26 protein-coding genes are annotated in these 25326 nt (G+C 38.3%); 24 read left to right on the forward strand and 2 right to left on the reverse strand.

All coding sequences use genetic code 11. The features are described from left to right. Positions 1 to 53 precede the first annotated feature (53 nt). From M9R32_RS01460 to M9R32_RS01550, 19 genes are all read left to right on the forward strand, one after another. Complete coding sequence (locus M9R32_RS01460; protein WP_269924957.1) at positions 54 to 632, forward strand: YpjP family protein; 579 nt, start codon at positions 54 to 56, stop codon at positions 630 to 632. A 73-nt stretch (positions 633 to 705) separates the two neighbouring features. Further along, complete coding sequence (locus tag M9R32_RS01465) at positions 706 to 1650, forward strand: thymidylate synthase (protein ID WP_269924958.1); 945 nt, start codon at positions 706 to 708, stop codon at positions 1648 to 1650. Between the two features lie 15 nt (positions 1651 to 1665). After that, positions 1666 to 2166, forward strand: a complete 501-nt coding sequence (locus tag M9R32_RS01470; RefSeq protein WP_269924959.1) for a dihydrofolate reductase — start codon at positions 1666 to 1668, stop codon at positions 2164 to 2166. Continuing rightward, a complete protein-coding gene (locus M9R32_RS01475) occupies positions 2159 to 2899 on the forward strand; it encodes a lysophospholipid acyltransferase family protein (RefSeq protein ID WP_269924960.1) in 741 nt (246 codons plus the stop codon). Before M9R32_RS01470 ends, M9R32_RS01475 begins: the two co-directional genes overlap by 8 nt. A gap of 121 nt (positions 2900 to 3020) precedes the next feature. Further along, positions 3021 to 3860, forward strand: coding sequence for a DegV family protein (locus M9R32_RS01480; protein ID WP_269924961.1), 840 nt, complete (start codon positions 3021 to 3023; stop codon positions 3858 to 3860). Between the two features lie 747 nt (positions 3861 to 4607). Then, a complete protein-coding gene (locus M9R32_RS01485) occupies positions 4608 to 5423 on the forward strand; it encodes a GDSL-type esterase/lipase family protein (RefSeq protein WP_269924962.1) in 816 nt (271 codons plus the stop codon). 15 nt (positions 5424 to 5438) lie between these two features. Continuing rightward, positions 5439 to 6011, forward strand: coding sequence for a YpmS family protein (locus tag M9R32_RS01490; RefSeq protein ID WP_269924963.1), 573 nt, complete (start codon positions 5439 to 5441; stop codon positions 6009 to 6011). Positions 6012 to 6024: 13 nt separating this feature from the next. Then, positions 6025 to 6552, forward strand: coding sequence for a peptide-methionine (S)-S-oxide reductase MsrA (gene msrA / locus M9R32_RS01495; protein WP_269924964.1), 528 nt, complete (start codon positions 6025 to 6027; stop codon positions 6550 to 6552). Next, positions 6552 to 6974, forward strand: a complete 423-nt coding sequence (gene msrB / locus M9R32_RS01500; protein ID WP_269924965.1) for a peptide-methionine (R)-S-oxide reductase MsrB — start codon at positions 6552 to 6554, stop codon at positions 6972 to 6974. Before msrA ends, msrB begins: the two co-directional genes overlap by 1 nt. Positions 6975 to 7091: 117 nt before the next feature. Further along, positions 7092 to 7322 carry a YozE family protein gene (locus tag M9R32_RS01505; RefSeq protein WP_269924966.1) on the forward strand — a complete coding sequence of 77 codons (231 nt, stop codon included), beginning with the start codon at positions 7092 to 7094 and terminating at the stop codon, positions 7320 to 7322. Positions 7323 to 7354: 32 nt separating this feature from the next. Beyond that, positions 7355 to 8125, forward strand: a complete 771-nt coding sequence (locus M9R32_RS01510; RefSeq protein WP_269924967.1) for a sporulation protein — start codon at positions 7355 to 7357, stop codon at positions 8123 to 8125. Between the two features lie 69 nt (positions 8126 to 8194). Further along, positions 8195 to 8899, forward strand: coding sequence for a purine-nucleoside phosphorylase (gene deoD / locus M9R32_RS01515; RefSeq protein WP_269924968.1), 705 nt, complete (start codon positions 8195 to 8197; stop codon positions 8897 to 8899). A 135-nt stretch (positions 8900 to 9034) separates the two neighbouring features. Next, complete coding sequence (locus tag M9R32_RS01520; RefSeq protein ID WP_418936232.1) at positions 9035 to 10540, forward strand: lmo1851 family serine protease; 1506 nt, start codon at positions 9035 to 9037, stop codon at positions 10538 to 10540. Between the two features lie 56 nt (positions 10541 to 10596). Then, positions 10597 to 11493: a CobW family GTP-binding protein gene (locus M9R32_RS01525; protein WP_269924970.1), complete on the forward strand. Its 897-nt coding sequence runs from the start codon at positions 10597 to 10599 to the stop codon at positions 11491 to 11493. Between the two features lie 6 nt (positions 11494 to 11499). After that, positions 11500 to 11757 (forward strand): NUDIX hydrolase, encoded by a 258-nt coding sequence (locus M9R32_RS01530; RefSeq protein ID WP_269924971.1) that lies wholly within the window; start codon positions 11500 to 11502, stop codon positions 11755 to 11757. Positions 11758 to 11920: 163 nt separating this feature from the next. Further along, positions 11921 to 12751 carry a CAP domain-containing protein gene (locus tag M9R32_RS01535; RefSeq protein WP_269924972.1) on the forward strand — a complete coding sequence of 277 codons (831 nt, stop codon included), beginning with the start codon at positions 11921 to 11923 and terminating at the stop codon, positions 12749 to 12751. 197 nt (positions 12752 to 12948) lie between these two features. Further along, positions 12949 to 14379: a spore germination protein gene (locus tag M9R32_RS01540; protein ID WP_269924973.1), complete on the forward strand. Its 1431-nt coding sequence runs from the start codon at positions 12949 to 12951 to the stop codon at positions 14377 to 14379. Next, positions 14376 to 15410 (forward strand): GerAB/ArcD/ProY family transporter, encoded by a 1035-nt coding sequence (locus M9R32_RS01545; RefSeq protein WP_269924974.1) that lies wholly within the window; start codon positions 14376 to 14378, stop codon positions 15408 to 15410. Before M9R32_RS01540 ends, M9R32_RS01545 begins: the two co-directional genes overlap by 4 nt. Further along, positions 15394 to 16467, forward strand: a complete 1074-nt coding sequence (locus M9R32_RS01550) for a Ger(x)C family spore germination protein (RefSeq protein ID WP_269924975.1) — start codon at positions 15394 to 15396, stop codon at positions 16465 to 16467. The genes M9R32_RS01545 and M9R32_RS01550 overlap by 17 nt, the downstream gene beginning before the upstream one ends. Positions 16468 to 16495: 28 nt before the next feature. On the opposite strand, the gene M9R32_RS01555 is transcribed toward M9R32_RS01550, so the two are convergent. After that, complete coding sequence (locus M9R32_RS01555) at positions 16496 to 17851, reverse strand: MATE family efflux transporter (protein WP_269924976.1); 1356 nt, start codon at positions 17849 to 17851, stop codon at positions 16496 to 16498. A gap of 236 nt (positions 17852 to 18087) precedes the next feature. On the opposite strand from M9R32_RS01555, the gene M9R32_RS01560 reads away from it, so the two are divergent. Continuing rightward, positions 18088 to 19164 (forward strand): undecaprenyldiphospho-muramoylpentapeptide beta-N-acetylglucosaminyltransferase, encoded by a 1077-nt coding sequence (locus M9R32_RS01560; protein WP_269924977.1) that lies wholly within the window; start codon positions 18088 to 18090, stop codon positions 19162 to 19164. A 62-nt stretch (positions 19165 to 19226) separates the two neighbouring features. On the opposite strand, the gene M9R32_RS01565 is transcribed toward M9R32_RS01560, so the two are convergent. Further along, entirely contained in the window at positions 19227 to 19781 is a 555-nt protein-coding gene (locus M9R32_RS01565) for a GNAT family N-acetyltransferase (RefSeq protein WP_269924978.1), read from the reverse strand. Positions 19782 to 20137: 356 nt separating this feature from the next. Between M9R32_RS01565 and dapF the strand changes: the two genes are divergently transcribed. The 4 genes from dapF (at position 20138) to M9R32_RS01585 (ending at position 25310) form a co-directional block, all read left to right on the forward strand. Then, the gene (dapF, locus tag M9R32_RS01570) at positions 20138 to 21124 is read left to right on the forward strand and encodes a diaminopimelate epimerase (RefSeq protein WP_269924979.1); all 987 of its coding nucleotides are present in this window, start codon (positions 20138 to 20140) and stop codon (positions 21122 to 21124) included. Between the two features lie 13 nt (positions 21125 to 21137). Continuing rightward, on the forward strand, positions 21138 to 23168 hold the full coding sequence (locus M9R32_RS01575; protein ID WP_269924980.1) for a PAS domain S-box protein: 2031 nt from the start codon (positions 21138 to 21140) through the stop codon (positions 23166 to 23168). Between the two features lie 64 nt (positions 23169 to 23232). Beyond that, a complete protein-coding gene (locus M9R32_RS01580) occupies positions 23233 to 23907 on the forward strand; it encodes a response regulator transcription factor (protein ID WP_269924981.1) in 675 nt (224 codons plus the stop codon). Beyond that, the gene (locus M9R32_RS01585; protein ID WP_269924982.1) at positions 23904 to 25310 is read left to right on the forward strand and encodes a HAMP domain-containing sensor histidine kinase; all 1407 of its coding nucleotides are present in this window, start codon (positions 23904 to 23906) and stop codon (positions 25308 to 25310) included. The genes M9R32_RS01580 and M9R32_RS01585 overlap by 4 nt, the downstream gene beginning before the upstream one ends. Positions 25311 to 25326 lie beyond the last annotated feature (16 nt).

Consider the following 25326-nt stretch of genomic DNA (forward strand, 5'->3'; position numbering starts at 1 on the left):
GTATAAGTAATGAAATCTTGTAAAAAATTGTACATACTTGAAGGTGATAATTGATGAAAAATTGGATTCAGAAAACCTTAGTAATTGCAGTAGCACTTTTGACATTTGGTGTAATATCGCCGAACCATGTGATTTGGGAAAACTTACTGGATGACAAAGCAAACCAAAAATCAATTTCTTCTCACAATGCCCAGCCTACATATGCAGTGGAATGGTCTGAAGAAGAACCTTCTACTTTTATTGAAGATGCAATCATTCAAGCAAAAGAGCAATCTTTGTTAAAGTTCGGCACACGTATTGGTCCGATTATTACGAATGAATTTGACGAAGTGATTTTCCCTAAAATTCAAGAAGCGATTGAAATGGCATTGTTTAATATGGACAATAAAACACTTAAGTCCTTAGCAATCAGTGAAAAACCATCTGGTGATCACAGTGAAAAGATTTTTCATATTTTTGATACAACAACGAAATCAGATTTAATTCGCTTTCACGTAAGAACCGAGAACCGACCACAAGATGGTTATTTCTTTAATTTCCATTACCATATTTCATCCGATCAATTCGCCAAACACTATAAGTTGGGTGACATATATTGGTCCAAAAATATGCCACCGAAGTGGTTATCATAACATTTTAGACCTTTTTCAATGCCTGGCGCTGAAAAAGGTTTTTTCACAACTAGATTTATGGAGGGTTTTATATATGGATCAGTATTTGCAACTTTGTCAAACAATTTTAGCTAATGGTGCGGTTAAAGATGACCGAACAGGAACCGGTACAAAAAGTATTTTCGGCTATCAAATGCGTTTCGATTTAACAAAAGGGTTCCCTTTGCTCACGACTAAACGCACAGCGATGCGATTAATTGTTTCGGAATTGCTTTGGTTTCTGAAAGGGGACACCAATGTAAGAACGTTAATCGCAGAAAACAACCACATTTGGGATGAATGGGCTTTTGAAAAATGGGTGAAGAGCGAAAACTATAATGGTCCTGATATGACCGACTTTGGTTTGCGCGCTGCGCAAGATGAAGCATTCCAACAAATCGTCGATGAACAAATGACCATTTTTAGAGAGCGTATCCTTTCAGATGATGAGTTTGCGAAATCGTATGGAGATCTTGGCCCGGTTTATGGCCGTCAATGGCGTTCTTGGCCGTCGGCAGATGGGTCATCCATTGATCAATTAAAAAATGTTATCAATTCACTGAAAAACAATCCCGATTCGAGACGACATATTGTGACTGCCTGGAATCCTTCGGAAGTGGATCAAATGGCGTTACCACCTTGTCATACATTTTTCCAATTCTATGTTGCTGACAACAAGCTATCCTGTCAATTATATCAGCGCAGTGCAGATGTCTTCTTAGGAGTTCCATTTAATATTGCATCCTACGCATTATTAACTCATTTAATTGCAAGAGAATGTAATTTGGAAGTGGGTGAATTTGTTCATACACTTGGTGACGCTCATATTTATTCCAACCATATGGATCAAGTAAATGAACAACTGACGAGAGAACCTCGTGATTTGCCTACACTGACTATTTCAAGTGAAAAAGAGTCAATATTTGAATTGGTAACATCTGATATTTCAATTGAAGGTTACAATCCACACCCACGAATCAAAGCACCGATTGCTGTTTAGAAAGTAGGAGTATTTATGATTTCTTTAATTGTTGCACATGATCTTAATCGCGTAATTGGCAAGGATAATAAAATGCCTTGGCATATCCCAAATGAATTGGCTTACTTCAAAGAAAAAACGATGGGGAAAGCCATTGTGATGGGACGTAATACTTTTGAATCGATCGGTCGTCCTTTACCTGGTCGCTTGAATATCGTGATTACACGGAATACAGCTTATAAACCTGATGGCGTAACGGTTGTCCATTCGATTGAAGAAGCAATTGAACTTGCAAGAAAACACCATGAAGAAGTCATGGTCATTGGTGGGGAACAGATTTTTAAAGAAGTCCTCCCATATACCGATTTGATGTATGTCACACTTATTCAGAAAGAGTTTGAAGGAGACACATTTTTCCCGTCATGTAACCAAGAATGGCGTATTGACTCTGAATCCGAACCCATTACGACGGAGGATGGATTAACATACCAATACTTAATCTATAAAAAGGAAAATGGGGGGCAGAAGGTTGTATAATTCTGTTCGGACTTTCTCATTTTTATTTGGTTATTTGCCCTTCAGTTTGAAAGATTTACGTCAAGTACAAAAACAACGGCATCTTTTATCTACAGAAGATTATGATGTACTTGTACACCGTCAGCCAAAGAAGTGGGCTGACGGTATTTTAAAGCGGACGAAAAGCACCTTTGAAATCGATGGGTTGGATTTCATTCCGGACGGACCAGTCTTATTTGTAAGCAATCATGAAGGTAATTTCGATATTCCATCGCTTATCGCCCATATCCCCAAACCATTTGCTTTTATGTCGAAAGTAGAAGTGAAAAAACTGCCGATCATCAGAGATTGGATGGAAGCAATGAATTGTGTATTCATTGATCGGACCAATCGCAGGAGTGCCATGCAATCCATTACGGATATGGTGGAAACGTTAAAAAATGGACATTCCATGATTATTTTCCCTGAGGGTACCCGCAGTAAAGGAAAACCAGTCCAGGAATTCAAGTCTGGATTTTCGAGAATCGCAAAAGAAGCGAATGTCACGATTGTTCCAATCGCCATTACCGGTACATCAAAGATTATGGAAATGAATAATAATAAAATTAAACCTGCACATGTAAAGATACGTGTTTTAGAGCCCATATCGGTCGATAGGATTCAAACACTTCCATCTAAAGAATTGATCGAACATGTCCAAATGAAGATTGCAAATGCAGTGGAACAGTTACAACAGGAAAAAACCAGATGCTAATAGCCAGAGCAACTGGTTTTTTCTATATTCGTGCATATCAGATGTCGTACAGCCTCTAATAGTTTACAGAACGTTCCTATCTTTTTTATAATAAATACATGAACAGAAAGGTGTGACCGGCTTGGCGAAAATACATATCGTAACCGATTCAACAGCAGATTTAGCGACTGAACAAATTACACAACATTCAATTCATGTTGTACCGCTAACAATACAAATTGATGGAAAAACATACATCGATAGAGTGGATATCCAAGCAGAATCGTTTTTGGAAATGATGAATTCCTCAAAGGAACTTCCGAAAAGTTCTCAACCTGCTGTTGGTGTATTCCAACAACTCTACGACGAATTAGGTAAAAACGGAGATCAAATCATTTCCATACACATGTCAGGTGGTATGAGCGGCACTGTTAAATCTGCACAAGCAGCTGCTGAAATGACCAATTCAGATGTAACTGTTATTGACTCGCGTTTTATTTCATATGCTTTATCATTTCAAGTTATTGAAGCAGCCCAATTGGCGCAACAAGGTTCGACTGTAGAGGAAATAGTTAGTAAACTGGATATCATGCGAGAAAACACAAACCTTTTTGTTGTGGTTGATACGTTGGAGAACTTGGTTAAAGGCGGGCGAATTGGAAAAGGGAAAGCTTTAATAGGTTCATTGCTGTCAATAAAACCGATTGCCTCACTTGAAGGAGGCGAATACACGCCTGTCCATAAAGCCAGAAGCCATAAACAAGTTGTTCAATATTTATTTAAACAGTATTTGGAAGACACAAAAGGTAGAAAAGTAAAAGCGGTAGGCATCTCCCAAGCTAACGGCTATGCTATGTCAGATCCATTGAAAAAATTAATTGAGGATTCTGGGTTTCATAATGTACAAGAAGCATATACTTCGCCAATTATTAGTACTCATACCGGTATTGGTGCCATTGGTTTTATGTACACGGTCGAATAACGTGGAAAACAAGCAGGGAGAGATCCCTGCTTCAGACTGTTGACAAAAGAATATTGATTGATATTAAAGTATAAAAATTCGTGTTCTTATTTATTGCACCCTTTCACAAAAAAAGGTGGTCGTCTATTTCTTTCGCTTTCCGCGGACGAAACGCTAGCCTCGGGCCAACAGGATGTTGGTCACGGAGGCGTTGCCACACGACGTGGCGTTCTAGCCTCCGTTCCTTTGACTTTAAAAACCTATGCTCCTGCGGTTACTCGTCGCAAACGAATTGTGCACAATTCGTTGCCTGTGGGGTCTAGCTTGTTCCGTTTTTCCGCAGGAGTCTTCAGAAATAGCCGACCACTTTACTACTTAAATATTTTGTCAAAAAACGCTGACACAAGCGCTTTACATTGATTGGAGTGGAGGCGGCGGAAAACAACTGCTCCTGCGGTTACTCGTCGCAAAGAAATTGGCGACCCAATTTCTTTTCAGCGGGAACAGCAAGAGCTGAAGGCCCCGCAATTTATTAAGGAACGAAGACTAAGTGCGCCACCTCGTGTGGCAACGTCTTCGTGACCAACATCCTGTTGCCCGAGGAGACTGAAGCCGTGCCCGCGAAACGCGTCCGCCGCAAAGGAAATCAACATTTACATGAAATGATACTTTTACTATAGTCTTCAGTTATATTAAATCATGTTATTGTTTGTCTACAATGTGGAGCAGGGAGAGATCCCTGCTTTTCTAATGAGAGGGAGAGGGAAAATGATAAAGCGATTGATACTTGTCACCTTGGTGAACTCATTCATCTTGGCAGGATGTCAATTTGACCATGATAGTAGCCCAGATTTTTCATCAAGACAACCATTTGCAATGAAAGATTTCGTTATAAGTGAAACGTTCTTTCCAGATGATATCATGCTAGTTGGATTAGGTGATTCTTTGACCCAAGGTGTTGGGGATGAACGGAAATTAGGAGGGTATTTGGGACGTCTCGCGTCTGAAATGAAAACTTTTCAAGGAATCAATGAAGTTGACTTGAAGAACGAGGCGAAGAGGGGAAGACGAAGTGACCAATTATTGAAGCAATTGAAATCTGGTGACATTAACGAGCCCATTAAGGAAGCTGATGTAATCATTGTGACGATCGGTGGAAACGACATTATGCGCATCGTTAAGCAGGATTTATTTCAATTGAGAATTGCTGCTTTTCAAAAAGAGTTAGTGGCATTCTCTGAGCGTTATTCGGAAATTCTCATGGAAATCAGAAAAATCAACCCAAATTCACCCATACTAATGGTCGGTTTATATAATCCGTTTACAGTTGTGACGAATGAAAAAAATGAATTTGATGAAATCATGTCGAACTGGAACGAAGCAATCCTTAACACTTCTTATACTGACGTGAATGCTTGTTTTGTACCGGTCAGCGATTTATTCAACTCGAACGCAAACATGGTATATCATACGGATTTTTTCCATCCAAATAGTAAAGGCTATGATCAAATGACAGACCGCATTCTTGAATCCCTTGAATCTTGCGGTTTAAAACACTTAACAAAAGGGGAAATGGATTTTTAAGGAGTTGACATATTAATGAATGGATGGAAAGTTGCTTTTTTACTTTTAATCGCACTAATTATCACTACAGTAGTTGTTTTTGTTATTTGGATTACTTCACCTTCAGAAAAAACGATAATTCCAGAACCACAAGCAGCTTCCGAAGGAAATGTGTTAACTGTAAAAACAACCAAAAAAGATTTTGAAGGCATTGCAAATTCGTACATAAGGGAAGCGATAAATATACAGCCGATGCCAGTCGTTCTTAGTGTCGAGGAGCAAATACTCCTAACTACCGAAATGACCATGTTTTCATTCACACTTCCCGTCATCATGAAATTTGATCCAGTAGTCGAGCCGGATGGCAACTTGCGACTGGTTCAAACTGACGTAGAAGTCGGTCAGTTACCAGTTGAACCTAAATATGTATTAAACTTACTGAAAGATTCTGTAGAGTTGCCGAAATGGATGATTGTGCGTCCTGAAGAGGAAGATGTATATATCGATATATCTCGTATTCCAATGAAATCCAATGTGAAAGTCAAAGCGAAAGAATTCAATTTGGAAAAAGATGAAATTACACTCGAAATACTAGTTCCGACTAACTAAAGGAGGTCCACTTATGACTGTAGAAAAAGCCACATTTGCTGGTGGATGTTTTTGGTGCATGGTTAAACCATTTGATTCGTACGAGGGCATTCATTCTGTGATATCAGGATATACAGGAGGGGATGTGGAAAATCCTACTTACGAACAAGTATGTACGAACTCCACTGGACACAAAGAAGCTGTCCAAATTACATTTGATTCAAATGTTTTTCCTTACGAACAACTAGTCGAACTGTTTTGGATGCAAATTGACCCTACAGACGCAGGAGGGCAATTTTTTGATCGTGGATCATCTTATGAAACCGCAATTTTTTACCATAGTGAAGAACAAAAACAAATTGCTGAAAGATCCAAACAGGAATTGCAGGCAAGCGGAAAATTTTCACAACCAATTGTTACACCAATAGTGGAAGCGAAAGCATTTTACCTAGCTGAACAGTATCATCAGGATTACTACAAAAAAAACCCAACACACTACGAACGCTATCAAGTAGGGTCTGGCAGAGCAGGATTTAAACAAAAAATGTGGGGTGAACAGTAATGAATAAAGAAGATTTGAAAAATAAACTGACACCAATTCAGTACCATGTCACACAAGAAAATGGAACTGAGCCGCCTCACCGCAACGAATTTGACCAACATTTCAGTGAGGGCATTTATGTCGATATTGTTTCAGGTAAACCTTTGTTCAGTTCAAAAGATAAATACGATGCGGGTTGCGGTTGGCCGAGTTTTACAAAGCCCATTGATGGTCCAGAAGTAACGGAGCATACGGACATATCTCATGGCATGACAAGAACTGAAGTGAGAAGTAAGACGGCCAATTCACATTTGGGTCACGTTTTTCCGGATGGTCCTGGTCCTGAAGGCTTACGGTATTGTATAAATTCGGCAGCATTGAAATTCATCCCGAAAGAAAAGTTACAAGAAGAAGGTTACGGTGAATATTTGAAACACTTTTAATGAAGGAGCTAAACTCGAATTTTACTGGGTTTAGCTTTTTCTATTACATCAGACTTTTACTTTGCAGTTAAAAACCTGTATATATAGATTAAACAATGCTAATTTTTGGAGGAAACTATGAATCATACATTTTATAAATACACCCTGACTTTTAGAGGAGGCGCCAAATCGGACCTTAAAGCCATGTTTGCAGAAGCGATGTTTCAGGATTTGCCTTTTCCAAAACAATCGTCCGATTTTGATGAAATCTCACGTTACATCGAAGAATTGGCACACCCCGATATGAGTGCAAATATATTTGATGAAATTTGGTCTTTGTATGAAACAAATGTCCTTTCTCAATCGTAAAGATTAATAGAAATAAATTAGGAGGAATGGATATGTCAATTTTCAATAAGGTTTTAGCATCAGTAGGAGTCGGGAATGCCAAAGTAGATACTAAATTGAACAATTCTGCATTTGTCGCAGGAGAAATGATTTCAGGGGTCACTGAAGTTGTTGGGGGAAATACTGCTCAGAACGTGGACAGCATTTACATTAAAGTTTATACAACTTACGAACGCGAAGCGAATGATAATAAATACACAGATTCAGTCGCAATTTATTCCCACAAATTGAATGAACCATTCACGATTGAAAAAGGGGAGAAAAAAGCATTTCCATTTTCATTCAGTCTGCCACTTATTACGCCGGTCACCATGGGAAGAACGAGGGTTTGGCTACAAACTGGTCTCGATATCAAAAATGCTGTTGACCCAGGGGATAAAGATATGATTGAAATTCGACCGAATGCTTATATTCAGGCAGGTTTGACTGCTGCTCAGAATTTAGGGTTCAAATTACGTAAAGTGGATTGTGAAGAAGCACCCCGTGCATACAGAGGGATTACTCCCTTCGTTCAGGAATTCGAATTCATTGCTGCATCTGGACCTTTCAGAGGGAAATTTGATGAAGTTGAATTTACTTTCATTCCTAAAGGTTCGGATCAAGTTGAATTGCTTATTCAGGTTGATCGAAAAGTGCGTGGATTGGGAAGTTTATTCTCAGAAGCGCTTAATATGGATGAGTCCTATATTCGCATGACTTTGTCAAAAGCTGATTTATCATCACTTGAATCAAGATTAAACCAAGAAATTGCACGTTACTCTTAACACCATTTGCATATCGTCACGAAAAACAGTATGATAGTACGGAAATGTTTATAAAGTGAGGGTACAAAGATGAGTGTTCATATTAATGCTAAAAAAGGCGATATCGCTGATACGATTTTATTACCAGGAGATCCATTACGCGCTAAGTACATTGCTGAAACGTTTTTAGAAGACGTTGTTCAGTACAATGAAGTACGTAACATGTTCGGATACACAGGAACGTATAAAGGAAAACGTATTTCTGTTCAAGGAACAGGAATGGGTGTACCTTCAATTTCGATTTACGTTACAGAATTAATGGCTGAATACGATGTTCAAAAATTAATTCGTGTTGGTACTTGTGGTTCAATTCACAACGACGTTAAAGTACGTGACGTAATCATTGCACAAAGTGCTTCAACAGATTCGAAAATGAACGAAATTATTTTTAATGGCATTAACTTTGCCCCAACAGCAGATTTCGATTTACTGTTAAAAGCATATAATGCTGGTAAAGAAAAAGGCTTGAATCTTAAAGTAGGTAACGTATTCACTGAAGACGTATTCTACAATGAGCATGCTGAGCATGAAAAATGGGCTCAATATGGCATTTTGGCACTTGAAATGGAGTCATCTGCTCTTTATACTTTGGCAGCTAAGTTTGGCCGTCAAGCACTATCAATCCTTACAGTAAGTGATCATTTGTTGACTGGAGAAGTTACTTCTTCAGAAGAACGTCAATTGACATTTAACGACATGATTGAAGTAGCATTGGATGCTGCAATTCAAGATTAATTAGAATATCTGAAAAAGGCTGTCATACGTTTTTTGACAGCCTTTTTCTTTCCGTTTACGTGTTGTAACTGATAAACTATACATAACTATTGAAGCATGTATTTAAATGGTTTCGATTTGAAAGTGGTGAATAACTTGGATGAATTGAAAAACAATACGGAACAACCAGCAGGACAACCCGATCAGCCTGAAAACGAACATCATGAAGGACCCGCAGGAAAGTATATACGCCTGAAACCTTTCGTTTTCATCATGCTGATTTTCACGTTAATTTTGAGTACTGCAGGATTAACAATCTTCGCATTAACATTCGGTGACGAAAAAGTAGTCGAAGTAGGCGCTCCTGAAAGAAGAGAGTTTACAAAACTATACCAAGCTTATGATGAATTAAAAGCAGGCTATTATGCTGATATCGACCAAGATGCAATCGTCAATGGCGCAATTAACGGAATGATTGATGCACTTGGAGATCCTTATTCTGATTATATGAATCAAGATGAAGCTGCACAATTTGAAGAAAGTATTTCTTCGAGCTTCCAGGGAATCGGAGCTGAAATTCAAGAACGTAATGGAGTAATTTCTGTCGTATCACCCATTAAAAATTCCCCAGCTGAAAAAGCTGGCATTTTACCAAATGACAAAATCATTGCAGTCGATGGGGAAAGCATTCAAGGCATGAGTGCTTCAGAAGCGGTCTTGCTGATCCGTGGAGAAAAAGGTACATCCGTTACGTTGACTATTCAACGTGGTGAAATGGATGAGCCACTTGAAGTGGAAATTGTACGCGATGAAATTCCGATTGAAACGGTTTATGCAGAACTGTTGGAAGGTAATGTAGCGCACATTCAAATTACTAGTTTTTCAACTAATACGTATGAAGAACTACTAGCTGCCATCACTGAAATGGAAGAAAAGGGAATGAAAGCGTTAGTGCTTGATGTCCGCCAAAATCCAGGTGGCTTATTAACTTCAGCGATTGACATCTCCAATTTATTTGTTGAAGATGGCAAGCCTTTGTTCCAGACTCAGGAAAAAGGGAAAGAAGCAGAAGTTTACACTGCAACAGATGGAACGAAAGTTAAAGTACCGGTTTCTTTATTAATAGATGAAGGAAGTGCTTCAGCTTCTGAAATTCTTGCTGCTGCAATGAGCGAATCAGCTGGTACAAAACTGGTTGGCTTAAATTCATTCGGTAAAGGAACTGTTCAAACCGCTAATGAATTAAAAGATGGTTCAAATATGAAATTCACAACTGCGAAATGGTTAACACCTGAAGGCAATTGGATTCACGAAAAAGGAATTGCTCCAGACGTGAAAGTAGAATATCCATCGTATACACAACTTCCTTATTTGGATGCTTCCATTGAAATGAAGAATGGTGTTTTGTCTGATCAAGTAAAATCTGCAGAAGAAATGCTTACTGCAATTGGCATTGATACAGGGAAAGTGGACGGATTGTTCGATGATCAAACGGTAGCTGCTGTTAAACAAGTACAGAAAGAAGCAAAACTTGAAGAGACAGGTATCCTGACTGGTGATACAACTTTCGCTTTAATGGACCGCCTACGTGTGAAAATCGAAAAAGACGATCCTCAATTGTTAAAAGCAAAAGAATTGGTATTGGAACAACTATCAAAATAAACCAAAGCTGGCCTGCAACTTGAGGCCAGCTTTTTTCACAAGAAAGGAAGTTTAAAATGAAAGACGTTTATTTATTCAGTGGTTTTTTAGGAAGTGGCAAGACCTCTTTATTAACAGACACGATTCGTCAGCTAAAAGAAAAAGGTTTAAAACCGGCTATCCTGATGAATGAACTGGGCAAGCTCCCATTTGATTCTCAAGCCGTGGATGAGGATATTCCTTTGAAGGAAATGCTAGAGGGCTGTATATGTTGTACAGGTTCAGAAAAAACGGAGGCCCAGTTACAGACATTATTGGCAGGAGAAGCTTTTGATGTATTGATTATTGAAACCACCGGAGCAGCACACCCCGTTGAAGCGCTAGACGCTGTTTATTCACCATTGTTTGCGAAACAATTGAATGTGAAAGGAATCGTGACAGTGGTAGACAGCTTACTATGGTTAAATCGACAAACCTTGCCACCGCAAGTCCGTTCTCTCTTTTTGGAACAAATTCGTCATGCACATTTATTATTAGCCAATAAAATGGATTTGCTTTCTGATGACCAACAAGCCAAAATCACTTACGAATTACAAAGTTTCAATCCATCCGCAGCGATTATTCAAACATCACACGGCAAATGTCCTTTATCTATACTAGAAAGATTAAAAGGCACTGTAAGAACTACAGATGTTAATCGAGCCAGAATTGGTGAAGAACTGGCACTGTCCACAAGACTCGTGTCCTTCAAACAATCAGTAGATAAAGAAGAATTTGAAGATTGGTTACGTACGTTGCCTTCATCCGTTTATCGCATGAAAGGTTATGTACCGGTCCTAGGAATGAAGAATCCGATGCTTTTCCAATACTCTTATGGAATGGTGCAGTGGTTACCTGAGTATGTAAAGATGGAACCGGTCATTGTCATGATTGGTGAACAAATTTCTCAATTACAAGTTCCAGGGAGTGTATGATCGAACATGAATGAGTTGATTCAAGCATATCAATCATTGTTTCCATTTAGACAGGGCACCAAGTCAATAGAAACAATAGACCAATTAAAAGCTAGTATTCGCATTGAGATATTAGATGAGCTAACGCATCCACGTGTTAGGAAAAATCCGTCTGAAAAACTGAAAATCGCAATCGATAGAATCGAAAAAAGCTCCATCGGTTTGCAAGAAAAAGTAATGTTAAAAGATGTCTATGAGACCGTTTATCAGACCGTCAATAGCTAATGTGAAGAAAGATATGGTAATTTCTCTAATTCCACTCAAATTTATAGTCTTTAAACCTTTGAAAATAGTACCTTTTCAATCCCCCTGGTAGCAGTGGGAAAGATTAGGTATTTTTTTTATAGATTTTAATAATAGACTAGGTGGCAGAGGAGGGAATAAAAAAATGAAAAAAATGTTACTAGGTTTAACAATGGGAGCAATGGTGTTCTCAGCAAGTCAGGCTACAACCGCAGAAGCTTCATTTTCATCAAATACACCCACATGCAAGACACAGGTAAATACAAACTGGTCAGCAGGTTCTCAACAAATATCAGTTGGTTCTTACTCAGACGTTCAGAAACAATTGATGGATCAGCTATATGCACAACTTAATGGTGCTGGATTCAAAGCACCAACAGATCAGCCAGTTGCACAAAAGCCAGCAGCAACAGCTAAACCTGTCGCACAAAAGCCGGCCGCAACAGCTAAGCCTGTCGCACAAAAGCCAGCAGCAACACCTGTAGCAGAAAAACCTGCTGCACAACCGGTGGCTCAAAAACCGGCAACTAATACACAACCTGTTGCAGAAAAACCAGCAACAGCACCAACAGCACCTTCAACACAAGCATCAGGAAATATTTCTTCAATCGAACAACAAGTTCTTACATTGACGAACCAAGAACGTGCAAAAGCTGGATTAAAAGCACTTGCAACTGATGCAGCATTAATGGACAGTGCCCGTGCAAAATCTGCAGATATGAGTAAAAATAATTATTTCTCTCATACAAGCCCAACTATGGGGTCTCCATTCGATCAAATGAAAGCTAAAGGCATCCAATACAAGGCTGCTGCTGAAAATATCGCAATGGGTCAACAATCGGCTTCAGAAGTCGTTAAAGCATGGATGGAATCACCTGGTCATCGCGCTAATATCATGAATGGTAACTTCACTCATATCGGTATTGGATACGTTGCACAAGGTAATTACTGGACACAACAATTCATTCAAAAATAATAGATAAGCCATCTCAATTCGTTGAGGTGGTTTTTTTGTGTTCAGATTTCTCTTATTATTACCTAGTAAAACGTTGCTGTAGTCAACAGGTGTAAAAACCTCTCGATTTTGAGTCATTTGATTTAACTTCACCTATTTTAAAATAAGTTTAAATACTACATAGAAACCCTATACTAATGAAAAAATGGGGTGATATCATGGAATCTTTCACAAAACTATCCGTCTATATAAAAGAATTATTTCATGACTCTTCAGATTTAATTGTTAGGCAGATAGATTGGCCAGGGGATGAGGCAATACTTTGCCAGTTTTCATCGCTGATGGATCATGCAGTAATAAATGAACAGCTTAAATTGATTCAGGAAAGGTTTAAAGAGAATCTAACCAATTGGGGAGATACACCAAGTTCTTCTGTTGAAGCTTTTCACCCTGCAAATTTAGTGGAGTATGTATGTCGCGGAGAATCGGTTATCATTTTGGTTGAATCCAATCTGCTTTTACGTATTAACCTACCACGTGCCGCGTATCGAGCGCCAATGGAACCTTCAAGTGAACAAATCGTTCAAGGTCCACACGATGGTTTTGTGGAAAGCTTAGATGTCAATATTTCATTGATTCGCAAACGGTTAACTATCCCAAATCTAGTTGTTCGTAAAGTGATTGTCAGCAGTTTTTCTAAAAGTCCTATCTGCTATTTGTATATAGAATCTAAAGTAGACGAAGTGACGTTAAGTGAAGTGGAAAACCGATTGAGAAAAATTGATACTGAGTATTTAATCAGTGCTGGTCATCTTGCCGATTTTCTTGAAGATACCGTTTGGTCACCTTTTCCGCAATTGATGACTACAGAACGACCAGACAAGGTCGTATCAAACCTGATGGAAGGAAAAGTAGTGATTTTGGTAGATCAATCTCCTACTGTATTGATTGGTCCTGTTACGTTTTTTTCTTTTTATCAATCCCCGGATGATTTTAATGGACGGGTTTTAGTTGGATCTTTTTATCGGTTATTAAGGATTTTCAGTTTCTTGACTGCAATTTTCCTACCTGCATTTTATATCGCAATTGTCAGTTTCCATTTTGAAGTTCTTCCTTTGGAACTCAGTAAAACCGTGAAATCATCTGTAAACGAAATTCCTTATCCGCCTTTTTTTGAAGCATTGATTTTAGAGATTACGATTGAACTTATACGGGAAGCAAGTGTACGACTTCCGAATCCTATTGGCCAAACCATTGGTATTGTAGGGGGGTTAGTTATTGGAGATGCGATTGTGAGTGCAGGACTTGTATCAAATATCATGGTCATCGTCGTTGCAATCACAGCGATTTCAAGCTTCGTCATTCCTTCGATAGAAATGAATACTACGATACGTTTGCTTAGATATCCATTTATGCTTGCAGCTTCAATGTTCGGATTTTTTGGTATAGCTATTGGTACCATCATTTTGTTTATCCATTTAATTAATTTGCGATCTCTGAACCAGCCATACTTTTATCCAGTCGTTCCATTTAAACCACTGGTTTTTAAAGAAATCTTTTTCCGTTTACCATTCACAAAACCACATGTACAAGCATCATCATTTGTTCCTGAAAAAACCGCCAATGAGTCAGGTGAGGAAAAAACATGAAGTTTTTCATTTCTAAAAATCAGTTTTTCCTAGGATTATTTGTCGTGCAGACCGGCTCTGTTTTTATTTCGTTTCAAACACCATTAATTGAAGCAGCCTCACAAGATGCTTGGATTGTTTTTATTGTTTGTTGTGTAATTCAATTCATACAACTTTATCTATATGAAAGATATTATTCGTACTTTAAAATCAATAAATTTCTGCAATGGATGTATTCTGCCTATTGGCTGCTACTAGTTGTGACATTTCTAGCCTATATTCAAAAATCACTTAGCGTATGGGCATTCCCTTTAACACCTCCGTCTGTAATTATTGGAGCAGTTGTATTACTTTCATTTTATGCCAACATCAGCAGACCGGAATCAGTCATGAATCTAGGTGTTTTGTTACTCCCGTTATTTCCATTAATCTTCATTTTCCTTTCATTGGCTACGCCTGACTTAGTCTGGACCAATGTATTTCCGATGGGTAATATTACGTTAAAGGAGTGGGGAATTGGTTTAAAAGAAGCGAAATTTGCTTTTATCGGAACAGAATTATATTTATTTTACAGAACTTTTGTTTTGAAGTCTGAGAAAATCGACGTAAAGTCCCTGATGAAATTTATACTAACAATCAGTACTTTTTATTTTATTACTCTTGTCTTCATTTTAATGTTCTTTTCGTTGGAAGAGCTCAAGATTATTCCCGAACCTTTGGTATATATCTTGAAATCTCAAGAAGTAACTTTTATTGAACGACTTGACTTGTTCTTCATTTTCATCTGGATGGCGTGGAGCATAATTACAGTTGTCTATTTGATATTCACGATTAGTATGTTTATGAAAAAGGCGATAACTAAAACAATGACGATTAAAAAAGTCATTCTACATGCGCTTCTATTTGTCTTGCCACTAATTATTATTGCACAGGAATTATTTAACATTACGCGTGACCTTCTCATATACGGTCATTTTCTATTTTCAATGATTATTCCTTTGTTCGTCATTGTCATTAACATGTGGAGGGGTAAAAATGCGGAAAAAGCATAGTATCCTATTTTGTGTATTATTATTGAGTGGATGCTGGGATGAACGCCAATATAAGGACTTCTCTGTTGTCTCCATGGTAGGACATGAAGGTCAAGTGGGGGAAATCACATCTTATTTCAGTGTTCCCACAATTAAGGAAGGTGCAACTACTTCATCCATTGTCAAAGGAATGGGGAAATCAACGCGTGATGCACGAATGGATGCAGATTTGAAATCTAATCAAACAATTGATGTTTCAAAATTGTCAGTTCTCCTCTATTCGGATGAAAGCGCTAAAAGTGACCTTTATGAATACTTGGATGTGTATTATCGTAATGCCAGAAATCAGTTGAGCACCTATGTTGCAATCACCGAAGGAAGTCCTGAACCTTATATTGAAATAGGGAACGAATTACAAGATGAAGCGGGTTCTTATTATAAGAAATTTATCAAGAGCTTGTCTTTTGTATCCATTTACCCAGAAACCGATCTGCAAATGGTTTGCTCTATACTTTTTGATGATGGAATAGATTTAACTTTACCCTACTTATTCATTAATAAGGAAAATAATCCTGAGTTAAAAGGTCTTGCCCTATTTAATGGGAGAGAATATACGGGAACTAATTTAACAGTACAGCAATCAAAATTGTTAAGCGTTTTGAAAGACCGGGTAGGTAGGAGAGCAAATTTTACGGTCATCTATAAAGATACCCCTGTAACAATGGTGGTAAGGAAAATTGATAAAAAATGGGATTATAGTGAAATGGATGAATCAGGAATTATTAAATTGTCTTATAAATTAAAAGCAGATGTTCAAGAGTTCTCAAAAGATCATATTGAACAGGGTGAAAACAAGAAGGAATTAGAACAGTTCCTCTCTCAGCAACTTAATGAGGAAACAAATAAATTATTTGAGGTTTTACAAGAAGCAAAAAGCGATCCGCTTGGATTAGGGCGGAGAGTTCGAGCCTTCCATCCAGAAGTTTGGGAAAAAGGCGATTGGAATGATACGTTCAGTGATATTACAATAAAACCTGATATCAAAGTCGACATTAAACGTACGGGGATATTAAAGTAAAGCCGCAATAAAAAACATGACGTTATCCTTAAAGGACAGCGCCATGTTTTTTTCTCTGTATTTTAATTAACCTAAGTGACAATGTGATGGCACCGGCGGTCAAACCAATAATTAAACCAATCCAATATCCAAAAGGTCCGAAATCAGTGAACTTCGATAGGAGATAGCCTATTGGTAACCCAATGACCCAGTACGAAATAATAGCCATGATAAATGTGACATTGACATCTTTGTAACCACGTAAGGATCCTTGGACTGGCGCTTGAATGGCATCGGACAACTGAAAGAGTGCAGCAAAGATAAAGAATTGAATGGTCAACTGAATGACCGTTACATCTGTCGTATATAAACCGGCAATTTGTTCTCGGAAGAAAAATAAAATACAGGCTGAGAAGAAGCTGAATATGATGGCTGTGCTGACACTAAGCCAACTGTAGATTTTGGCATCGTGGAAGCGTTTTGCGCCCACTTCAAATCCTACTAATACCGTCGCTCCAATCGAAATGCTTAAAGGCACCATATATAATAACGATGTAAAATTCAATGCAATTTGGTGTGCTGAAATGACAGCGGTGCTATAAGTACTCATCATCAAGGTAACTGCGGAAAAAATACTCGTTTCAGCAAAAATGGATAATCCAATGGGAACCCCAATTTTACTGATGTCTCTCCACTTGGAAAATTGGACGCGCTCCCAGTTATTAAAGAGTTCATATTGTTTAAATGGAGATTGATAGTGCGCAACTCCAAGCGCAATTAAAAAGATGAGCCAATAGGTAATGGCAGAAGCATAACCTGCTCCAGCTCCACCAAGTTCCGGAAATCCGAATTTGCCGAAAATAAGCAGGTAATTAAAAAACACGTTAATAGGTGCAGACAATAAAGTAATAATCATCGTCACTCTTGTCTTACCGAGTGCATCCATGTATGAGCGAAGGACATTATATGCAAATAAAGGAATAATGCCAATAATCATGGCGTACAAATAAGATTTAGCAATCGTTTCGACCCTAGGCTCGAGCGTCATGGATTGTAAAAGGGGTTCTAATAAAAATAATAAAATCACGATAACTATAGTCGATAATGCCAGTGACAAGAATAGTCCTTGTTGGACGACCAATTTGACTTCTTCCTTCTTTTTCGCCCCAACCAATTGAGCGACTATTGGCGTAACTGCGAGTAGGATCCCAGCCAAGCCTGTATATACGGGTACCCAAAGGGAAGATCCTACAGCTACCCCAGCCAGATCTTCACTCCCGTATCTACTAGACATCAAAATATCGAAAAATGAAACTAAGTATAATGCCACTTGTGTTACTAAAATCGGAAAAATAATTTTCAGCATAAGGGACCATTTTTCTTTAAAATGTGAAGTTTCATGCATGTATAATCACCTTAAATTTCTACAAATTTTCACCAGTATATCATATTTATCTAATGGTTCGAGGATGTGGGAATTATCAATTATTCTGGTTATTTACAAGCGTTTAGATACCTGCCGTTTTAAGATAACGTTCATGTTAATGCTTGAAATAGTGTATATTATGTAAAGGGTAAAGTTCGGAATAACCCAATCAGATTCAACAAATTTAAGTGGCTTGAAAGATAGGAGCTTTACACATGAAGAAAAAAACTATTGTTTTAACTGGCGGGGGAACTGCTGGTCACGTTTCATTAAATCAAGCAATTATCCCGACATTAGAAAAGCAATCTTTTGAAGTTCATTATATCGGGTCAAAAGATGGCATTGAACTAGAATTGATTCGAGATGCTTTTCCTCATATTAAGTACCATGCGATTTCCAGTGGGAAATTAAGACGCTATGCGTCCGTCAAAAATTTCACAGACCCTCTACGCGTGATGAAGGGCTTACTAGAAGCTTTACTAATCTTGAAAAAAGTAAAACCGTCTGTCATTTTCTCAAAAGGTGGTTTTGTATCTGTTCCTGTTGTGATGGCTGGAAAAATGGCGAAAATACCTGTTGTGATTCACGAATCTGACGTAACTCCAGGACTTGCAAATAAAATTGCCATGCCATTTGCTCATCATATTTTCACTGTATTTCCTGAGACCTTAAAGCATTTGCCATCAGAGAAATCAAGTTGTTCTGGCTCCATTATCCGTTCAGAATTATTTGAAGGCAGAAAAGAGGCTGGAATGCGTTTATGCGGATTTGAAGGGTTTAAACCTGTCCTTCTCATTATGGGAGGCAGTCAGGGGTCCGTTGTAGTGAATGAAGCGATACGCAGTAATCTTCCGAGATTGCTTGAAAAGTATGACGTCATTCATTTGTGCGGTAAAGGCAAAGTGGACGAAACTTTAAAGAACATGAAGGGCTATCAGCAATTTGAGTACGTGACCCATGAATTGCCAGATTTGTTGCACGCAGCTAATATCATTGTTTCTCGAGCGGGATCAAATTCTATTTTTGAATTTTTAGCTTTGCGCAAGCCGATGTTGTTAATTCCATTATCGAAACAACAAAGTCGTGGAGATCAACTATTGAATGCCCAAATATTTAAGAAACAAGGTTGGGCATCAGTCATCGAAGAAGAAGATGTAACTCCTGCAACGTTTATGGCTGCCTTGGATGATGTTAAGTCAAGAGCTGAACATATCCAGGAAGTGATGGGAAGTTCGGAACTTCCAAAAACACCTGATGAAATGGTTACTCTAATTACCTCATACGCAAAATAAAAATACCGTCCTCACACGTAGTGGTGAGAGGACGGTATTTTTGTCTTTTCCAGAAGATTATATTACATTGCTTGCTCTTCTTCTTCTTCGGTAAATCTGGAAGCAGCCGTAGCAAGGTAGAACAAATCTTTAGGGATTTGATAAAGCTCATATTGATGCTTCCCTGCATTTATCTCTTCCAATAGAGCAGGGTGAGTTTCTTTGGCATTCATCGTGTATGGCAGTTTTTCTGCCGCGCGTATTGATTTCTCGTTATGCTTCTTGATTCGTAAGAACACAGTATTGATATTGTGTTGATAGAAGAGTTCTTCTAAAAACAGGTTCTTTGCCTTCTGATTAAATCCTTTACCTTGGAAAGGTTGACCAATCCATGTTCCAAGAAAACCTGCTTGATCTTGAATATCATATAAATTAATGGTCCCAATTGGCATCCCATAATCATCGGTAATTGTACGTGAAATCACTTCTCCACGTTCTTCTTCTTCCATTAACTGTTTCGTCATGAACATAAATTCATCCGCTGAAGTAGCTTTTTGACGGACAAAAGGGAAGACAGATGGGTGAGATAAATACTCGAATAAAGTCCCGCATTCGTGTAATTCTCGTCGTTTAATCATAATTAACGCCTCCGTACCAGGGCAGATCAAGACAGAAGTCTGGCTCTAACCCCTCGAAATTTTTCATTTTGTGTTGCATAAAAAATTTCGGGGTGGGAATCGAACCCACTAGAACCAGTCATAATGCTGGTGGCGCACCATTTGCCTTCCCTCACGATTTATGGTGAATAAAATCGTTTTATGAAATTGTTTGTTTGCATTCTTACTATACTAACTTTTTTTCAAAATGCAAAGAAAAAAATTCGTAAAAAATGTGTAAGTTTTGTTACAAGATTGCACCTTGATTTCAAAGGAATAGTTGTAACCGTTTTCGATTAGATTTATGATGAAAAGATAGAGTCTATGGGGGGATAAACATGACCTTAACATTTCATAAAGTTCACGGTTCAGGCAACACGTTTTATTTACATGAAGAAGTAACAAACACGGATTATAATTGGCCATTAACTGCACAGAAAATGTGCGATCCTTCTAAAGAAAATGGAGCGGATGGATTATTAATCATTTCGCCATCTACCAAAGCGGATGCTAGAATGCGTGTCTATAATGCAGATGGATCAGAAGCATCTATGTGTGGCAATGGACTTCGATGTGTTGCAAGATTTGTATTGAGAAAGTCTGGTAAACAATCAGCAACAATTGAAACAATGAAAGCAGTCTTAACTGTGCAAAAAGTAGATTCGATTTTTAACACAATCGATACATATGCAGTTGAAATTTCTCCGGTATCATTTGAGCTGTCTTCACTACCTATGAACTATCAAAATAACGGACAAATTATAAATGAAATAGTTCCGGAGTTTTCTCCGGATATTCACTTTACTGCAGTCTCAGTTCCGAATCCTCACTTAATAGGAATTGTCCCTATTCAGTATATTGAAGATACACGTTTTCAAGAACAACTTGCTGCATCATTTAATAGAGAAAATGACTTTTTCCCTGATGGCGTTAATGTGAGTTTTGTGCACCCGGTTGATGAAAAAAGTATTTTTGTGCGTACGTATGAACGTGGAGTAGGATTTACAAATGCGTGTGGAACTGCAATGACTGCTTCGGCCTTAGTTTCTGCCACAATTAATCTTGTTCCTTACGGAGAAACAACTGTATATAACCCAGGTGGTTTTGTTAAGTGTGCAATTGAACAAAATGATTCTTCTACTCATCTATCATTGATAGGTAATGCGACGTTCTTTGCAACTTACTACGGTACGCTAAATGATCATTATGATTTCAACTATGATTCAAAGATTCTACATGAAGAAGAAATCAAAGAATACGAAGAATTAGAGCAACTGGCAAAACAAAAAGTAACAGATGGATGGTCTAGCGAAGAGTACATGTAGGAGATGAAAGGGAATGGAACATTTTTTCACTCAAGCACAGTTTGATTTATTATATGGAGACTCTTCCGATTTAGTGTTCTTTTTAATCCAAAGGGAACACTCGTTTGAATACTTATTTGTAAACCAAAGTGCCAGACTCATTTTCAAAGAAAATCCGATTCATTCAAGCTTGGATGAAATGGTATCCGCTTCACATGGCGAAAAAATTTTTCAACACTATGTGCAAGCTATTGATGAAAAAAGGGTAATAACCTATCAAGACTTCTTTTTGTTTTCAGATGTGGAATTAGTGAATGAGACGAGCGTTAAACCCATCATCACGAATTCTGGAAACTATATTCTGGCAACGACAAAGGAAGTTTCAAATCAAAAAGAAATTGAAGAAAAATATTTATTTATGCAATCGCTCCTAAATATGAATGTGGATCCGACAATTGTTGTCACAAATGAAGGCAAAATCTTCGATATGAATCCGAAATTTGAAGAAGTGTTTGGCTATCATTTGACGGATTGGCGAGGCAAACATTTTCTAAACTTGCCTTTTGTACCTGCCAAAGAACGCAGTGCAGTCGAACATCTTTTTGATTCGAATTTACGGGGAGATGGTAAATCTTCAGTGCTTGTCAAAAGAATGAAATCGACTGGAGACAAAGGGACATTCCTGGTCAGCTATTCTCCAATTATGAAAAATGGAGAAAATGTAGCCATGTATATATTGCTGCAGGAAGTAACGGATGAAGTGGGTTTAAAAGAGAGCCTTCGAAACACAAGACATATTTTGGAAAGTTATAAACGCGCCATCAGTAAGGCGGCCATGGTTCTAATGACCACTCGAAAAGGGTACATAGTATATGCCAATGATTTGTTTGAAGATATCACAGGTTATTCCACAAAAGATATCGTAGGGAAACATATCACCGCTCTTGAGGTTGACCAATACAACGACCTTAAAATGAAGCGTATGTGGAAAGATGTTTTTAAAGATAAAATGTGGCGGGGAGAGCTTCGAAACCGAGCGTCAAATGGTTCGTTTTACTGGGGAGATACGACGGTTATCCCCTTATACAATGATCAGCACAATATTGAAAACGTTCTTATTATTCAATTTGATATCACCGAAAAAAAGAATGTGATGCTGGAGCTTCAATCAATCGAAAAAACATTTGATCTGATTACTCAAAACACCAATGACTTAATTGCGATTACTGATGAAAAAGGTCATATTTTATATACTTCTCCTTCTCATGAAAGAATATTAGGGTTTTCCAACAATGATATGGCAAACAAGAAATTCAGTGATTTGTTACCAAAGCATTTTCATCAAACTTGGGAAGACGACATTACAAACCGTGTGAATGAGGAGCATGAAATTCGTTTGGAATTACAGTTCATGCGTAAAGATCAATCAAAACTTTGGACGGAAACATCAATAGTTGCGGTAAAAGACCGTGAACAACCCGATAAACTTCAACACGTCATTGTTTCGAGAGACATAACGGAACGCAAAAATTTTGAAGAGCACCTAAGCTTTATGGCTTATCATGATAGTCTTACGCAATTACCGAATCGCAGTTATTTACTAAAATCATTTCCTGAATTAGCCCATAGCGCTGAAGTCAAAGCAACATCAATAGCTGTCCTTTATCTGGATGGAGATGATTTTAAGTCAGTCAATGACTCCTTCGGGCATGATGTGGGAGATGAATTCATTCGTCAGTTTGGCGAAGCTTTATTAAAAAGTGTTCGACAACAGGATTTGGTAGCTCGAATCGGTGGAGATGAGTTCGTTATAGTGTTAAATGATTTATCTCGGGATACTGAAGAACGGAATGAAACAACGAATGGGATTATTCAAGATATTAAGTTGTCCCTAAGAAAAGGATGGTCGATCAACCAATTGACTTTCCAACCGACAACATCCATCGGCATAGCCTATTTCCCCGAGAACGGAAACAGCATTGATGAACTGTTGGAAAAAGCGGATGCAGCTTTATACGAAGTGAAACGCATGGGTAAAAATCAATATGTTTATTATTTAGAATAAATCTTTAAAGAACCGGTCCACAAATTGGAGCGGTTCTTTTGAAAATATGGAAAAGGGTGAAACGATGGGAAGTCGCGTCTTATTGGTGGAGGATGAAAAAAACATTGCCCGATTTATTGAACTGGAATTGCGGCATGAGAATTTTGAGGTTGTCCATGTAGGTTCTGGCAGAGAAGGATTGGAAGTAGCCAAAACTGATGAATTTGACGTTGTCCTGCTGGATGTGATGCTGCCAGAACTGAACGGAATTGAAGTGTGTCGACGAATCCGTTCCTTTTCCCAAGTGCCTGTGCTATTAATTACGGCAAGGGATGCAGTCATTGACCGTGTCGCTGGTCTGGATGCTGGGGCGGATGATTATATCGTCAAACCGTTTGCCATCGAAGAACTACTGGCTCGAATACGCTCCGTTTTAAGAAGATCAAGCAATGCTAACCATATGAATGCCCGCCTGCAGTTTAAGGACATCATTGTTGACACAGATGCCCATACAGTTGAAGTTAATAACCAAAATGTTGAACTGACCAAGACTGAATATGACTTGTTGGTTTATTTAATGCAACAAAAAAATCGAGTAGTATCAAGAGATTTAATTTTGGAAAATGTTTGGGGATATTTAGCGGACATCGAAACGAATGTGGTGGATGTATATATCCGTCATCTGAGAGCAAAATTGCCTAAGCTTGCTTCCAGTTACATTGAAACGGTTAGAGGGGTCGGGTATGTGATGCGTGAATGAATGGATGGAAAAAGTTAAGTCGGACAATCGCTACCCAATCATTGAAGAAAAAATGGGCAATCAGTTCGGCAACCGCCATTTTTTTAAGTTTTGCAATCATGAGCATTATTTTATATGTGGCACTTAGAGGTTGGCTATATCAGCAAGAAGAACAAGAAGTAAATCGAACCATGCAGGACATAACGTCTTTCTTTGAATCCCAAGGTCCCTTTTTGACCGTACAGGACATTCAATCGAACACAGGGTTAATGACATCTATTGTCGATAAAGATCAGACGGTAAGATTGTTGAATGCGGATGGAATTGAAGTCTTGCAAATCAATGATTCAGCGACTTTCAGAGATTTTGATGATATTGAAGTGCCTGAAGAAGGCTATGTGCTGACGAAAGAGGATAAATCGTCCATTTCTGCTATAGGAAATGTTCGACTTGGACGTTTTAAAGGATATATCCAGCTTGAACATCCATTAAAGTCATTTCATTCAAGTAATAACTATATTTTGACGGCTATGTTGTTATTCAGCGTATGCGCCTTGTTATTATCGGGTTGGATCGGTTACATTCTGGCTTCTTATTTACTAAAACCCCTTAAGGATTTAAAAATGACAATGGACGACGTCGTGGCACATGGCTTTAAAAAGGAGTTAACGATTTCGTACGATGCTAAAGATGAAATTGGTGAGCTGATCATTGTTTATGAAAGCATGATGGCCAAATTGAAGTATTCTTTTGAACAACAGCAACAGTTCATGGCGGATGCTTCTCATGAACTACGGACACCCATTCAAGTAGTTGAAGGCCATTTATCTCTGTTGAACAGATGGGGAAAAGATGATCCAGAGATTTTGGTAGAGTCTCTAGGTATTGCCTTGCGTGAAGTGAGTCAAATGAAAACTTTGATTGATGAGATGTTGGAGCTGGCGCGCGGGGAACAAGTGAAGGATCTTCCACCAACAAATATTATCGAGCACACCGAAGAAGTGATAGAAGAACTAGTTCAAGTGTATCCAGCAGCATACATTGAACATGAACTTCCAGACGACCGAAATCTGAAAGTACTCATCTCCTCAAATACTTACCAGCAAATTATTCGCAACCTATTAATCAATGCAATCAGATACAGTTTAGAGCCAGCGAATGTTCGTATTTCATATGAACGTACAGAAAAGGATGTTACCATCCATGTGAATGACAAGGGAATCGGTATAGAGCCACAGCATGTATCAAAAATATTTGATCGATTTTACCGTGTCGATACTGCCAGATCACGAGATTTGGGTGGCAGCGGATTAGGATTGAGTATTGTCAAGATGCTTGTGGAGAATGCCAGAGGTTCTATTCATGTGACCAGTGATCCTGGTAATGGGTCAACTTTTTCAGTCGTTTTTCCTTTATTAAAATGAAGAAACCTTGTCTAAA

The sequence above is a fragment of the Paenisporosarcina quisquiliarum genome, assembly GCF_027563315.1.
Classification (GTDB): Bacteria; Bacillota; Bacilli; order Bacillales_A; family Planococcaceae; genus Paenisporosarcina; species Paenisporosarcina quisquiliarum.